The organism is Mycobacterium sp. 012931, from assembly GCF_000419295.1.
Classification (GTDB): Bacteria; Actinomycetota; Actinomycetes; order Mycobacteriales; family Mycobacteriaceae; genus Mycobacterium; species Mycobacterium marinum.
Map to the genome: position 1 here is coordinate 605,590 of NZ_AOPX01000001.1, position 14,838 is coordinate 620,427.

Here is a 14,838-nt window from a genome sequence, read left to right on the forward strand (position 1 = left end):
AGCCGTCGTCGCGACCTCCGATCGGAGGTAGTGCAGACCGGCGGGTGGTGTGATCCTGGTCTCAGCAGTGCTGAACTGCGCACGGGCTTGTACATAGGGGCAAGAGGAGAACGCCAATGACGGCATCGATCACAACCCAGCACGAGAAGATCAAGTCTTTCGACTGGGAGCCCAGCTACTTCCATCGAGACGCGTTGTACCCGACCAAGTACAAGATCCCGCCAAGGACCAAAGACCCGTTCCGCACCCCTGGTGCGTGAGTACGTGGGCATGGAGGAGGAAAAAGACAGCCGCCAATATGGTGCGCTCGAAGATGCGTTGAGCCGGATGAACAACTCGGCTCAGGTCGAGCCGCGTTTCATGGAGGTCTTGAAGCCGGTCCTGGCCTTCGTCGACTTCGGTGAGTACCCCGCGATGAAATGCACGGCCATGCTCATCGACACGGTGGAAAACCCCGAACTGCGCCAGGGGTACCTGGCCCAGATGATCGACGAAGTGCGCCATACCAATCAAGAGGCGTACTTGATGCGCTACTTCGCCAAGCACGCGCCCGACCCCGCCGGGTTCAATTCCGGCTTCGAGATGCGCGCCAACGACCCGATCGGACGACCGGCGCGGGCCGTGTTCGAAGCGTTCATGAACGACGACCCGATCACCAATTCGCTCAATCTTCAGGTCGTTGCCGAGACCGCCTACACCAACCCGCTGTTCGTGTCTTTGACCGAGGTGGCGGCCGCGAACGGGGATCAGGCGACCCCGTCGGTCTTCCTGTCGGTCCAGTCCGACGAGGCGCGGCACATGGCAAACGGCTATGCGACGCTGGCGGCGGTACTGAGCGAACCCGACAACTTGCCGATGCTCCAGGAAGACTTCGACGCGGCGTTCTGGCGTCAGCACGCCTTCATCGACAACTTCCTCGGTGGCGTCAACGACTACTTCTCGAAGGCTCGGGTGAAGTCCTACAAAGAGTTCTGGCAGCAATGGATCTGGGAGGACTGGGCCGGTAGTTACATCGAGCGGCTGGAGCCGTTCGGCCTGCATGTGCCCCGGTGGATGGACGACGCCAAACGGCACGTGGAATGGGGCGGTCACACGGCGGCGATGGTGTCCGCAGCGTTGTGGCCGGTGCATGCCTGGCGGTCGGACTACATGACCGACGAGGACTTCACCTTCTTCGAAGACAAGTACCCCGGCTGGGAGAAGTACTACGGCGACTTTTGGCGCGCGTACCGGCAGATGGCCGATCCCCGCAACGGCCAACTCGCGCTCGGACTGTTCCCGGCCATGCCCCCGATCTGTCGGGTATGCCAGATGCCTGCGGTCTTCCCCAGGATTGACGTCAACGAGATCCGGCTATCGGTCGACAAGGCCGGCCAGCGGCACGCATTTTGCTCGCAGGCCTGCCAGCACATCTTCCGCCAGGCCCCGCATCGGCACACCGGCAAGACCTGGTGGGAAGTCAATGACGGCATCGAGCTGTGGCGCTACATCGAGATCAATCATCTGCTTCGATCCGATGGCAAGACGCTGATGGGGCAGCCGCACGTGCACACCGACGAACGCTGGCTGTGGACCATCGACGACATTCGGCGCACCGGGGTCGCCATCCAGGATCCGCTCAAAGCGGCTCCCGCCGAAGCCTTCACGGAGATCTGATGACAACCGGAGCAATTTCCGAAGGCGCGACTCCCGAGGCTATTGGTGAGGGGTTCTACTCGGAGCGCGAGCTGACCTACATCCAGCCCCAGAAGCGCCGACTGTCCGAATACGAGGCCGTCATCTGCAACGCCCAGCCCGACATGGGCCAGTTCGACTCCGGCGGTTGGTATCTACTGCGCCCGGACGGGCTGGGCTGCCAGGACACCCGGACCACCGCACTGGTCCACCCGAATTGGTTCGACTATCGCGACCCATCCGGGCTGTGGCAGCGGTCCTACATCAACATGGCGGCCCAACAGGAACGGTCCATCGCCGGGGCAAGTTCGTCGGCGAAGGCCAACGGCGCATTGGGCGAGATCGCACCGGACTGGCTGCACCTCGTGGCGCGCTACTACGAGGCGTACGGCTCCTTCGAGTGGGGGATGTTCAAGGCGCACGCGTTCGTCACCAGGGAGGCCTTGTCGGACACGCTGTCGATGACATACACCTTCAGCGCGATGGACCGGCTTCGGCACCAGCAGGACATCGCCCTCTACAGCCTGGGCCTCTACGAACAGGCGCCCGGCTACACCGAAGGGGCCGGCCGGGAGGCCTGGCTCAACGACCCGGCCTGCCAGGGGGCCCGCCGCCTGGTCGAACGGCTCCTTTCGCTGCGGGACTGGGGCGAGATGGTGACGATGACCAATCTGGTGGTGGAGCCGCTGATTGCCACGGTGATCGGCAGCGAGTTCTTCCGCCGGCTGGCCCCGTTGCACGGGGACCCGGTCACCGCGGTGATCGAGATGACGGTGGAGGCCGACCGGCGTCGCAACCGTGCCGCAACGCAAGCGCTGGTCAAGATGCTCACCGCCGACACCGACCGCGCGGGCCGGCCGGTACCGGCGGCAGAAAACCGCGACCTCATGCAGCGCTGGGTGGATTCCTGGTATCCGGACGCGTTGGCCGCCGTCGATGCGTTCTTGCCGGTCTTCGACGCCGCCCCGGTCGGCTCCGGTGGTGGTGAACAGGCCAAACGGCGCGTCGTCAGCGCGACCGCAGACATCCTCGAGCTGGCGGGCCTGCGCGCGCCGGTGGAGGTGACGTCATGAGCGCCAGCGAACAGCACGCGTCCACGACCGTCGGCATCGTCTTGATGAAGAGCGAAGAGGCCGACGCGACCGTCGCCTACTTCACCACGGAATGCCCGCAGGTCCGGATCCAGGACAGACACACCTTCTACCTGTGCGAGACCGAGGGCATGATCCGCATCCCGTTGGCCGAGGTCGAAGAGTTCCTCGGGAAGCCGCTGACCATGTCGCGTTTTCTGGTGGTCATGTCGAGCTACTACGGGCGCGCCCGGGTCGAGGACGACGCGTTCGTCATCACCTCCGAGATGTCCCAGCTCGAACCGGCGAGCAGCTGAGCAGCACCATGGCGCGGGTAACCCTCGAGCCCGGAGCCGAGGAATTCCTGGTCGGCCCCGACGAGGACATTCTGTCTGCGGCCCTGCGTAGCGGCATCAATCTGCAATACGGATGCCGGCACGGCAACTGCTCATCGTGTAAGCACTGGCTCATCGACGGTGACGTCGATGACTCGGCGGCCTCGGTGTACGCGATCCCGCGGGACGAACGCGAGAACGGGGCGATTCTGCTCTGCTGCACGTTTGCCCGCAGTGATCTGGTCATCGAGATCCACCAGAACGACGGCGCCGAGGCGCTGCCACCGATGACCCCGCCCAGCCGAAGGCGGGCGAAGGTCCTCGGGCTGCGGACCCGGACCTCGAACCTGATCGAGCTGCGGGTGGAACTCGACGATCCGCTGAGCTTTCGCGCCGGTCAGTATGCGGAGTTCACCCTGGATAGCGGTGAACGCCGCTCCTACTCACTGGTCAACCCGCCGAGTTCGGCGCGCGAGCTGACCTTCTGCATCAAACGCGTGCCGAATGGCTTGTTCAACAAGGTGCTGGACCGGATCGAACCGGGCTCCACGCTGCATCTGGAAGCGCCGTTCGGCACCATGTTTCTGCGCGACACCGAGCATCCGGTGATCGCCGTCGCGACCGGCTCCGGGATCGCGCCCATCCTGTCCATGCTCACCGATGCCGCCGAACAGCACCCGGACGTGCCCTTCCGTTTCTATTACGGAGCACGCTTCGTCCGCGATCTGGTGTACCTGGATGAGATCGCGGCGCTCTCGACGCGATTGAAGGATTTCCGGTTCATTCCGTGCCTGTCGCAGCAGGCGCCCGACCCGGTGCCCAACGGTCGATCCGGGCGCGTCACCCGGGCCATCGCCACCGACATCAGGGACGCCTCACCCTATGCCGCCTACCTGTGCGGCGCGCCCGAGATGTGCAACGACGTCGGCCGGCTCCTAGAGGCGAAGGGCCTGCCCGAGGCGCGCATCCACGCCGACAGGTTCTATCCGGCCGTGGAATCGATCTCGGTATGACACCGCGCACCACCAAACCGGCGAACCACCTTGACCAGCAACGTGCCGGGGGTATCTGATGACAACCATGGCCACGCCGTCCACATAGCCCTCTAAGAAGCTCTCCAACAACGCAATTCCATCAGGAGCGCATCATGAAGACCACAGCAGCCGTGTTGCTGGAAGCGGGCAAGCCCTTCGAGATCATGGAACTCGAACTCGACGGCCCCCGCGTCGGCGAAGTACTGATCAAATACACCGCCGCGGGTTTGTGCCACTCAGACCTGCACCTGACCGACGGCGACCTGCCACCGCGGTATCCGATTGTCGGCGGCCACGAAGGATCGGGCGTCATCGAGGAAGTCGGTCCCGGGGTCAGCAAGGTCAAGCCCGGGGACCACGTCGTGTGCTCCTTCATCCCCAACTGCGGCACCTGCCGATACTGTTCCACCGGACGGCAGAACCTTTGCGACATGGGCGCGACCATCCTCGAAGGATGCATGAGCGATGGCAGCTTCCGCTTCCACCGCAAGGGGGTGGACTTCGGTGCGATGTGCATGCTCGGCACCTTCTCCGAGCGCGCCACCATCTCGCAGCACTCGGTGGTCAAGATCGACGACTGGCTGCCACTGACCACCGCGGTGCTGGTGGGCTGCGGAGTTCCGACCGGCTGGGGTACCTCGGTATATGCCGGGGGCGTGCGGCCCGGCGACACGACGGTCATCTACGGCGCGGGCGGGCTGGGCATCAACGCCGTACAAGGAGCGGTGAGCGCCGGAGCCAAACACGTCGTGGTGGTCGATCCGGTTGCGTTCAAGCGGGACACCGCGCTGAAATTCGGCGCTACCCATGCCTTCCCCGACGCGGCCAGCGCGGCCGCGAAGGTCAACGAAATCACCTGGGGCCAAGGCGCGGACCAAGCGCTCATTCTGGTCGGCACGGTCGACACGGAAGTGGTCAGTGCCGCGGCTGCGGTGATCGGCAAGGGCGACACCGTGGTCATCACCGGGTTGGCGAATCCGGAGAAGCTCACGGTGCAACTGTCGGGCCTGGATCTGACCCTCAACGAGAAGACGATCAAGGGCACACTGTTCGGATCGGCCAATCCCCAATACGACATCGTGCGCCTACTCCGGCTCTACGACGCCGGCCAACTCAAACTCGACGAGCTGATCACCACCCAATATCGACTCGAAGATGTCAACCAGGGCTATCAAGATCTGCGCGACGGCAAGAACATTCGCGGCGTGATCGTCCACGACTGAGGTCAAACATTCATGCTGGGCCAGCGCACCGCATTGGTAGGTTGGAAACCCCCGCGAAGGAGAATTTTCATGAGCGATAGCGACATGTTCGACGCCGCCCGTGCCGCGGGCTCACCCATCGAACAAGCGGTCGCGGTGTTCATGCTGCACCCGGACACCTTCGCCGAAAGCATCGAGGCCGGATACGAGCACCCGTTCGCGGGATATGTGGCAGGCCGCGCCGGTGTACTGGGCGAGACCACCGGCGTCACGGTGCATTCGGTCTTCGCGGTATTCGAACCCAATTTCATCCATGGGATGTGGGAAACGGGCATCGCGGTTCGCGGCGCGATCGGTGCGGCCGAGCTCTACTGGGACCAGGTCGCCGGCTTCGCCCGCAAGTATCTGGCCGCCGCCACGGGGCTGGATCGCATCGCGGCGCTGGGCGAGAAGATCATCGCGGCGACACCGGACGCGGGCCTGCCGCTGTATGCCGGGTGGCGCACCATGGCGTTGGCCGACGACGCCGCAGCGCGGGCGCTGCAGGTGATGTTTGTCTTGCGGGAGCTGCGGGCCGGTGTTCATTTCAACGCCCTCACCATTTCCGGCATCACCCCGGTCCAAGCACACATGCTCAACAAGGGACATGAGTACACGACCATGTTCGGCTGGCCCGAGCCGTTCGCCGATGGCACGGACAAGAAGGACCGCTACGCCGCGGTCGAGGAGGCGACCAACCGCCGGATGGCCGAGATTTTCGGTGCCGCGCTCGACGGTGGCGAGGCCGACGAGCTGGCCCGATTGAGCACCGATGCCCTGGCGACGCTGAAGGCCAGCGCAGCTAGCTGAACGGGCGCGTTTGCGCGGCGCGACCGCAACATCAGCGCTCCAGCGTTTTACTCAGCAACGCCGCCAGGCGCTGCTGTTCCCTGGTGCTCAACCGCCCCAGCATTGGTGCGATCCGCTGCTCAATCGCCTTGGTGGTTTCCCGCTCCAGGCGGCGGGCCCCAGTGGTGAGGTTCACCCGCACCGCGCGGCCGTCGTTCTCATCGGCGGTCTTGACGACCAGGCCACGCGCCGCCGCGCGCTCGATCAGCCCACTGACCGTGGAGCGCTCCAAGCCCGTGTAGCTCGCCAGCTCGCCCATCGTCGGTTCGCGATCGCGCATGATGCCCAGCACGCGCAACTGCGTCAGCGACAGGTCGTGTTCGGCGGCCACTTCGGTAAGCACCGCCATCAGCGCAAAAGATGTTTGCACCAGTGCATCTCGCAGATCATCCGCGAGTTGTTTGCCGGGCGAACCGCCACCACTCATGGCGACAACCATATCCAAATAGATTGGATTGCGAACTATAATAGTTCGTAATACCATATTTTTACTCGAATCCACCCCTGGCAATCGCGCGGAGTCGCCCGCGCCGCGCAAGACCGGGGAGAAAATGGACACCATGAAAGCCGCGATCGTCCGCACCTTCGATGAGCCGCCCCACTTCGGGGACTTCCCCGATCCCACCTCAACCAAGCCGGGGGAACTGATCGTCGACGTCGTCGCCACGGCACTGCATCCGCGCGTTCGCGCCCAAGCCGACGGTTCGCACTACACCAGCACCGGCGAGCTTCCGTTCGTGCCCGGTATCGATGCCGTGGTCCGCGACGCCGAGGGCACGCTCTACTACGCCCATCTCGCGGACACCACGCTGGGCACCACGGCGCAGCGGACAATCATTGACCAGCAGTGGGCCGTCGCGCTGCCCGACGACGCCGATCCGGTCACGGTGGCCGCCGCGGTCAACCCCGTGCTCTCGTCGTGGGTGGCGCTACGAAATCGGATCAACTTCAAACCCGGATCACGAGTCCTGATCCTCGGCGCGACAGGCAGCTCCGGGGGCATGGCAATCCAGGTCGCGAAACGTTTCGGAGCCGCGGAGGTCATCGCCGCCGGACGCAATCGTCAGCGGCTCAACGAACTGACCTCGTTGGGCGCCGACCGCACACTCACCCTTGACCAGCTCGGAGCGGCCGGCGATGTCGACGTCGTCCTCGACTACGTGTGGGGACCGCCCACCGCCAAAGGCATGGTCGACCTGGTCACCAATCGTCGCGACCCGCACGAAGAGCTCATCTGGATCCAAATCGGCTCGACGGGTGGCCCCAGCGCCGATATCGTCTCGGCGGCCCTGCGCTCCACTCGCCTGCAGATCGTCGGGAGCGGCATCGGCTCCGTATCCGAACGCGACATCCGCAACGACATTCCCGGGATCGCCCAAGCCGTCGCCGCGGGCGAATTCGAGGTCCGTACCCAGGCGATGCCACTAAGCGACGTAACCTCGGCCTGGACGCGCCCGCTGGGCGCGGACCGGCGCGTTGTGTTTCTTCCCTAGACCGCCAACAGCGCGATACCTCCGTCGGCGCCCGCGTCGCCCGCCGTGACCCGGATCAGGCGTGACGGGCGACCGCATGAACGAGCTGGATCCGCGAGGTCAGCCCGAGTTTGGTGTAGACGTGGGTGAGGTGGGTTTGCACGGTACGCGGTGAGATGAACATCCGCGCGGCGATGTCCTTATTGGACAGCCCTTCCTGAACCAGTCGAACGACGTCATGCTCGGTGGGGGTGAGCGAACCCCATCCGCTGCTGGGCCGCCTGCGCGTGCCCCGGCCACGCCGCACATAGCTGATCACCTCGTCCGTCGAGATGACCGCGCCCTGTCCCCACACCGCGGCAAAGTCCTGCTCCCCCAACTCGTTGCGAAGTTCGGCGAGAACGACTTCGCAGTGCGCGTCGAGGATTTTCAAGCGGACTTCGCCGGTGCGGTGCCGAATCGCCTCAGCGGAAGCTAACCACCGGGCGGCCTCTCGGCGATCGCCCTCAGTGGCTGCCAGCTCGGCGAGACATTCCAAGGTGTCGGCGACTCCTAGAGTCGTCCCGTTGGCCGCGCTACACGACAGGGCGGCATGGCTATCCCGATCGGCCTGCCCCAGTTCACCCTGCGCCAGCGCGACCCGCGCCCGGGCCGTCAGCGCCACCGATAGGTAGCAGCCGTAGCTGGTCGACACGACGTCGTCGGCCCAACGGCGCGCCGCGCTCAGGTCCCCACTCACCAACGGCGCCAACGCCCCAAAGGGAAAAACGCCGGCCATCTGCGGGTCCATACCCACGAGTTCGCGGGCCTTCTGATAGGCCTGCCAGGCCGCCGTCGCATCCCCTGCGGCCTGGCACGCAATTGCGGCTGTCGCATAGCCGAGCCCCTCGTTGGCGCCCACCAGCTCCGCCGAACTGGTGAAGACGGCATCCGCGCAGGCGCACGCACCGTCTGCGTCACCGACGTAGGCATAGGTAAATCCCTGCACCACTTGACTTATCATCAGCAGCAACAGATCGTGGGCCGCGCTGGCTTCAGCGATTGCCTCGCCGAGTTGGTGCAGTGCTCCGATTGGATCTTCCCGCCAGGCCCGCACCCAGCCGAGCGCACCGCGGCACTCCCGAGACGTCGTGCGATCGCCGATCGCCTCCGCGATCCGCAGCCCCTCCTCGCCCGCCGCCTCGAGCGCAATCGGGTCTCCGGCGGCCATCGCCGCCCGGGTCTGCAGGCTCAGGATCTGGCTCAATCACCAGGAATCCCCGAGTTCACGCGCGAGCTGGGCCGCCTCATCGAAGTAGGGGCGCGCGACGTCGGCGTCGTAGGCCGTGATCACTCCGCGGGCGACGAGCGCGCGGATCAACAGTGCGGGGTCGGCCAGCTCTCGCGCAATCGTCAGGGCACGCTCGGTGTCATCAAACCCTGCCATCGACCCCGTCCACGCCAACAACGTCACTTTGTCGGCGAGCGCGCGCGCCAGGGTTGAAGGAGAAACCTGGACATCCTCATTACCCAGCCCAGCTTCATTACCCAGCCCGGCTTCCAACCAGGCCAGTCCCTCTCGGCCCTGGCCGCGCGTCATCCACACCGGGTGAAGCGAAGTGGCCAGCTCCAGTGCGCTGTCGAAGTCGCGCGTCTCCAGGCTCCATCCGAACGCGCTTCGTAGATTGTCGAGCTCCTCCTCGGCCTGCGCGAGCCTGCGTTCATGGTCGGCGCCTGTGGGCGCGTCCAACAGCTTCGCCACTGACTTGTAGTAAGTGACGTGGCGCGAGCGAACCGCCTCGACTTCGCCGGATTCCGCGAGCTTCTCTTGGGCGTATTGACGCACGGTCTCGAGAAGCCGGTAGCGCGTTGGGCCCCCGCCGCTTTCGGCGATCACAAGCGACTTATCGACGAGCAGCGCGAGTTCGTCGACGACCTGGTAGCGCTGCACCTGCGAGTCACCCGCGACGGCTTGGGCGGCGTCGAGGTCGAAGCCCCCGAGAAAGACTGCGATTCGGCGGAACAGCACCCGCTCCGGCCCGGTCAGCAGCGCATGGGACCAGTCCACCGACGCCCGTAGGGTCTGCTAGCGACGCACCACGGTTCGTGCGTCACCGGTGAGTAGCCGAAACCGGTCATGCAGGCCCGTGCGGATCTCCTCGATGGACAGGGCTCGGACTCGCGCGGCGGCCAGTTCGATCGCCAACGGCATGCAGTCCAGCCGATTGCAGATCTCGGTGACCGCGGTCGTGTTGTCGTCGGTCACCGCGAAGTCCGGGCGAACGCGCCGCGCCCGGTCGGTGAATAGCTCAGTGGCTTCGGTCACCGACAGCGACGGCACCAGGAACGTCACCTCGCCCGGCACACCGAGGGGTTCTCGGCTGGTGGCGAGTAGCCGCACTGCCGGACAGCGGCCGGTCAATTCCAGCAGCAGGGCAGCCGTCGCATCCAGTAGGTGCTCGCAGTTGTCGAGCACGACGAGCACCTGGTGCTCACCGATGAACCGAGCGAGCGCATCGACCGTTGAGCGCCCCGGTTGATCGGACAGGCCCAGTGCGCGGGCCACCGTCACCGGAACGGCCTCGGCGTGGCTGACCGGCGCGAGGTCGACGTACCAGAGGCCATCACCGAATTCGTCCACCGCGCTGGCCGCGATCTCCACCGCGAGGCGTGTCTTGCCAGCACCCCCAGCGCCGGTCAACGTGACGAGCCGGTTGTCCGCCAACAGGGACCGCACGTCCGCCATCTGCGCGATACGCCCCACGAACCGGGTCAGTCGCGCCGGCATCCGGTGCACAGCACTGGATTTGGTAGTCCGCAGCGGTGGGAAGTCATTTTGCAGGCCGGAATGACACAGCTGCACCACGCGCTCCGGCCGGGGCAGGTCCCGCAGCGGGTGCAGCCCTAGATCAGCCAGCCAGGCCCCATCCGGCAGCTGGTCGACAACCAGCAGTTGCGTGGCACCGGATATTACGGTTTGGCCGCCGTGGGCCAGTTCGCGTATGCGTGCGGTGCGATTGATGGTGGGTCCGATGTAGTTGGTCGGGTCATTGGGGTCGCGCAACTGGATATCGCCGGTGTGTACGCCAATGCGCAGCCGGATCGGCCCCAGCGGTGATCGCTGCAAGTCCAACGCGCATGCGATGGCCTCGCGAGCGGAAGCGAAGGCGACCACGAAGCTGTCACCCTCACCCTGCTCGACCGGCCGCACCCCATGATGAGTCGCGACGGTCGTGGCCAGCACGGAATCAAGGTGCGCGACGGCTGCCGTCATCGGCTCGAGCTGGTTCTGCCACAGCCGGGTAGAGCCTTCGACATCGGCGAGCAGCAAGGTGACCGTTCCGGTCGGCAGCAGCTCGCCCATGTCGACATCACTCCAGTCCACCAGCGGTGCTTCCGCGCGTGGGTCGATCTCGCTCATGCTAGCCAGCATCGCTGGGGTGTAGGTGGCGAAACATCGGCGTCAGCGCGTAGGTGCGCTCTCGGCACTGCGCAAATCTACGACCCCGCTGGCGCAGATCTACGCGTCGTGGCCGAGTCCGCACAGCCTCATCGTTGAGCCCGAGACGCGCCCGAGGAGGAGATCATGACCAGCACCGTTGACCGCCAGGTCGCCCCGAATGTCTTTGCCGCCGGTCTGCCGAACATTGACTACCAGAACGCGCAGAGCCCCGATGAGGCCCACCAGATCCTCGCCGAAGCGCGGCGCCGGTCGCCGATCGCCCTCGGCCCGCATGGGCCCGAACTCTTGACCTACGACTTGGTGCACACCGTGCTGCGCGACCCTCGATTCCGGATGCCGCCGGGCATGTTCCTTGCCGCCCAGGGCATCACGTCCGGACCGCTGTGGGATCGTCTTGCCGCCAACCTGATCAGTCTTGACGGCCCCGCGCATCATCGGCTGCGCCGGCTGGTGTCGCAGGCCTTCACCCCCCGCGCGACCGGGCGGTTGAACACCACGATCACCGAGGTCATCACCGATTTGGTCGACCGCTGTGCCGATCGTGGACGTTGTGATGTGGTCGCCGATATCGCTCGCCGGTACCCGATCCCGATCATCTGCGCGCTGCTGGGAGCACCGGCGGGTGACTGGAAACTGTTCTCCGGCTGGACCGACGACATCCTCAAGGCCTTCAGCTGGGATGCCGCCGCCCAGCAGCCAGCCATCCTGGCGGCCTGGGACGAGCTCGACGCCTACATCGACGACATGGTGGCCGCGCGGCGCGGCAGCTTGACCGAGGACCTGATCTCCGCGCTGATCCGCGCCGAAGACGACGGTGATTGCCTCAGCTCCGACGAGTTGCGGATGCTCGTCGCGGGGCTGCTCATCGGCGGCACCGACACTACGCGAAACCAGCTCGCCGCCTCGGTGCAAGCCCTATGCGATCACCCTGACCAATGGGTACTGCTGGCCCAACATCCCGACCTGGCGGCCAACGCCGCCGAAGAGACGATGCGCCACTCGCCGATCACCTTCAGCACATTGCGAATCGCACTGGACGACGTCGAATTGGCCGGCGTGATGATCCCGACCGGCACGCTGGTGATCGCCAACACCGGCGCCGCCAACCGCGATCCGGCGCTCTACCGTGATCCCGACCGGCTAGACATCAGCCGCCCGATCGCGGGGCCCATCCAAACCTTCGGTGCCGGTATGCACTACTGCCTGGGCGCCAATCTCGCCCGCCGCGAACTCACCGAAGCCCTCCGGATCATCACCCAGCGCATGCCCGGAGCCCGGCGCACCGGCGCTGCCCCATGGAAGTCGCTGACCGGGCTGAGCGGACCGACAACGTTGCCGATCGAGTTCGACGCCGGGCATTGAGCCGCGCCGAGCCGCACTACCGGCGGTCTTCGCCACCCGAGGCCGGCTCCACCCGCACGACGATCGCCTTCGAGACCGGGGTGTTCGACTTTTCCGCGGTGTGGTCCAGCGGCACTAGTGGATTGGTCTCCGGATAGTAGGCCGCCGCGTTGCCGACCGGAGTCGAATAGCCAATCACCAGAAAGTCTTTTGCCCGCCGCTCCTGCAGATTGCCGCCCGCATCGTGGTATTCCGACACCAAATCGACACGCTCCCCCGCCGTCAGTCCCAGCGCTTCGATGTCGGAGGGATGCAGGAACACCACCCGCCGGCCACCCTTCACCCCGCGATAGCGATCATCGAGCCCGTACACCGTGGTGTTGTACTGGTCGTGGCTGCGCAGCGTTTGCAGGATCAGTCGTCCCGGTGGCACCGGAACCCACTGCAGTGGGCTGACCGAGAAATTCGCTTTTCCGGTGCTGGTGGGAAATTCGCGGGCATCGCGCGGCGGATGGGGCAGCTGGAAGCCATCGGGCTGACGCACCCTGAGGTTGTAGTCCGCACATCCGGGCACCACGGAGGCGATGGCGTCGCGGATGGTGTCGTAGTCGCTCGCGAATCGCTCCCACGGAACCGGATGCTGCGCTCCGAGTAGGGTGCGTGCGAGCTGGCAGACGATCTGAACCTCGCTGCGCACCTGGTCGCTGGGCGGATGCAGGCTGCCGCGGGACAGCTGCACCATCGACATCGAATCCTCCACCGACACCACCTGCTTACGGCCGTCGCGAAGGTCGCGGTCGGTGCGGCCCAGGGTCGGCAGGATCAGCGCCGTGCTGCCGTGCACCAGGTGGCTGCGGTTGAGTTTCGTCGAAATCTGCACGGTCAGTGCGCAACTGCGCAAGGCCGCTTCGGTGACGGCGGTATCTGGAGTGGCCGATGCGAAGTTGCCACCCATCGCCATGAACACCGCCGCCTGCCCGTCGCGCATGGCCCGGATCGCGGCCACGGTGTCGTAGCCGTGTTTGCGCGGACTGTCGATGCCGAATTCGCGATCCAGCGCCGCCAGGAATTGTTCGGGCATCTGCTCCCAGATGCCCATCGTGCGGTCGCCTTGCACGTTGGAATGTCCGCGCACCGGGCACACACCCGCGCCCGGCTTGCCGATCATGCCGCGCAGAAACAGCAGGTTGGTGGCCTCGCCGATGGTGGCCACCGCGTGGCTGTGCTGCGTCAAGCCCATTGCCCAGCAAATGATCGTGCGCTGCGAGGCCATCACCATTGCCGCGATGCGCTCGAGCTGCGGCGCGCCAACGCCCGTCGCGGCCAGCACGGTGTCCATCTCGATCTGCAAGGTACGACGCCGATATTCATCGAACCCGGCGCAATGCTGGTCGACGAAGGCCTGGTCGACGACGGTGCCCGGGGCGCGTTCCTCGGCTTCCAGCAGCAGCCTGCCCAGCCCGGCGAACAACGCCATGTCGCCGCCGATGCGGATCTGCACGAACTCGTCGGCGATGGGCACACCGTGCCCGACCACCCCGTTCATCTTCTGCGGGTCTTTGAACCGGATCAACCCGGCCTCGGGTAGCGGATTGATGGCAATGATCTTTGCGCCGTTGGCCTTTGCCTTCTCCAGCACCGTCAGCATGCACGGGTGGTTGGTGCCCGGGTTTTGCCCGGCGATGATGATCAGGTCGGCATGCTCGACGTCCTCGACGGTGACCGATCCTTTTCCGATCCCGATTGATTCGCTCAGGGCCGACCCCGAGGATTCATGGCACATGTTCGAGCAATCGGGCAGGTTGTTGGTGCCGAAGCTGCGGACCAGAAGCTGGTAGCAGAAGGCGGCCTCGTTGCTGGTACGCCCCGACGTATAGAACAGCGCCTCATCCGGGCTTCCCAGCGCCTTGAGGTGCTCGGCGATCAGCCGGTAGGCCTCGTCCCAGCCGATCGGCCGGTAATGGTCGTCGCCGGGCCGCAGGACCATCGGATGGGAAAGGCGGTCCTGTTGGGAAAGCCAGTATTCGGGCTTGGCCAACAATTCCGTGACCGAATGCCGGGCGAAGAATTCCGGCGTGACGGTGCGCCTGGTGGCCTCCTCGGCAACGGCCTTGGCGCCGTTCTCGCAGAACTCGGCCAGTTTGCGGCCACCGGGCTCTTCGGGCCACGCGCAGCCCGGGCAATCAAAGCCGTTGCGCTGATTCAGGCGGGCCAGCGCGGCCGCGGTACGAAATGCGCCCATCTGTTCCAGGCCACGCTGTAGCGACACCAGCACCGCGCGCACACCCGCGGCTTCGCGTTTGGGCGAGGTGACCGTTATCGAGTCCTCGTCGTATTCGGCGGGAACGTCACCAGATGCTGCCGAGCGCTGGAAGGCCAC

The 14,838-nt window shown here is 65.6% G+C and carries 11 protein-coding genes and 1 pseudogene; 9 read left to right on the plus strand and 3 right to left on the minus strand.

What is annotated here, in order from left to right:
- The first annotated feature begins 116 nt into the window (after positions 1-116).
- The 7 genes from MMSP_RS27850 (at position 117) to MMSP_RS02730 (ending at position 6,164) form a co-directional block, all read left to right on the plus strand.
- Positions 117-260: a Methane monooxygenase component A alpha chain gene (locus tag MMSP_RS27850; RefSeq protein ID WP_020785370.1), complete on the plus strand. Its 144-nt coding sequence runs from the start codon at positions 117-119 to the stop codon at positions 258-260.
- Complete coding sequence (locus MMSP_RS02705; protein ID WP_235065644.1) at positions 253-1,656, plus strand: aromatic/alkene/methane monooxygenase hydroxylase/oxygenase subunit alpha; 1,404 nt, start codon at positions 253-255, stop codon at positions 1,654-1,656. Before MMSP_RS27850 ends, MMSP_RS02705 begins: the two co-directional genes overlap by 8 nt.
- On the plus strand, positions 1,656-2,747 hold the full coding sequence (locus MMSP_RS02710) for an aromatic/alkene monooxygenase hydroxylase subunit beta (protein WP_020785372.1): 1,092 nt from the start codon (positions 1,656-1,658) through the stop codon (positions 2,745-2,747). The genes MMSP_RS02705 and MMSP_RS02710 overlap by 1 nt, the downstream gene beginning before the upstream one ends.
- Complete coding sequence (locus MMSP_RS02715) at positions 2,744-3,061, plus strand: MmoB/DmpM family protein (protein WP_020785373.1); 318 nt, start codon at positions 2,744-2,746, stop codon at positions 3,059-3,061. Before MMSP_RS02710 ends, MMSP_RS02715 begins: the two co-directional genes overlap by 4 nt.
- Before the next feature lie 8 nt (positions 3,062-3,069).
- Positions 3,070-4,092, plus strand: coding sequence for a 2Fe-2S iron-sulfur cluster-binding protein (locus tag MMSP_RS02720; RefSeq protein WP_012392130.1), 1,023 nt, complete (start codon positions 3,070-3,072; stop codon positions 4,090-4,092).
- A 134-nt stretch (positions 4,093-4,226) separates the two neighbouring features.
- On the plus strand, positions 4,227-5,336 hold the full coding sequence (locus MMSP_RS02725; RefSeq protein ID WP_020785374.1) for an NDMA-dependent alcohol dehydrogenase: 1,110 nt from the start codon (positions 4,227-4,229) through the stop codon (positions 5,334-5,336).
- A gap of 69 nt (positions 5,337-5,405) precedes the next feature.
- Positions 5,406-6,164: a hypothetical protein gene (locus MMSP_RS02730; RefSeq protein ID WP_020785375.1), complete on the plus strand. Its 759-nt coding sequence runs from the start codon at positions 5,406-5,408 to the stop codon at positions 6,162-6,164.
- A gap of 31 nt (positions 6,165-6,195) precedes the next feature.
- On the opposite strand, the gene MMSP_RS02735 is transcribed toward MMSP_RS02730, so the two are convergent.
- Positions 6,196-6,765 carry a MarR family winged helix-turn-helix transcriptional regulator gene (locus MMSP_RS02735; protein WP_235065646.1) on the minus strand — a complete coding sequence of 190 codons (570 nt, stop codon included), beginning with the start codon at positions 6,763-6,765 and terminating at the stop codon, positions 6,196-6,198.
- On the opposite strand from MMSP_RS02735, the gene MMSP_RS02740 reads away from it, so the two are divergent.
- Positions 6,764-7,696 carry a zinc-binding alcohol dehydrogenase family protein gene (locus MMSP_RS02740; RefSeq protein ID WP_020785377.1) on the plus strand — a complete coding sequence of 311 codons (933 nt, stop codon included), beginning with the start codon at positions 6,764-6,766 and terminating at the stop codon, positions 7,694-7,696. The genes MMSP_RS02735 and MMSP_RS02740 overlap by 2 nt on opposite strands.
- 55 nt (positions 7,697-7,751) lie before the next feature.
- Here MMSP_RS02740 and MMSP_RS02745 read toward each other — a convergent pair.
- Positions 7,752-11,087, minus strand: a pseudogene (locus tag MMSP_RS02745) (LuxR family transcriptional regulator).
- 153 nt (positions 11,088-11,240) lie between these two features.
- Here MMSP_RS02745 and MMSP_RS02750 point away from each other — a divergent pair.
- The gene (locus MMSP_RS02750) at positions 11,241-12,479 is read left to right on the plus strand and encodes a cytochrome P450 (RefSeq protein ID WP_020785381.1); all 1,239 of its coding nucleotides are present in this window, start codon (positions 11,241-11,243) and stop codon (positions 12,477-12,479) included.
- Positions 12,480-12,495: 16 nt separating this feature from the next.
- On the opposite strand, the gene MMSP_RS02755 is transcribed toward MMSP_RS02750, so the two are convergent.
- Positions 12,496-14,838, minus strand: a complete 2,343-nt coding sequence (locus MMSP_RS02755) for an FdhF/YdeP family oxidoreductase (RefSeq protein WP_020785382.1) — start codon at positions 14,836-14,838, stop codon at positions 12,496-12,498.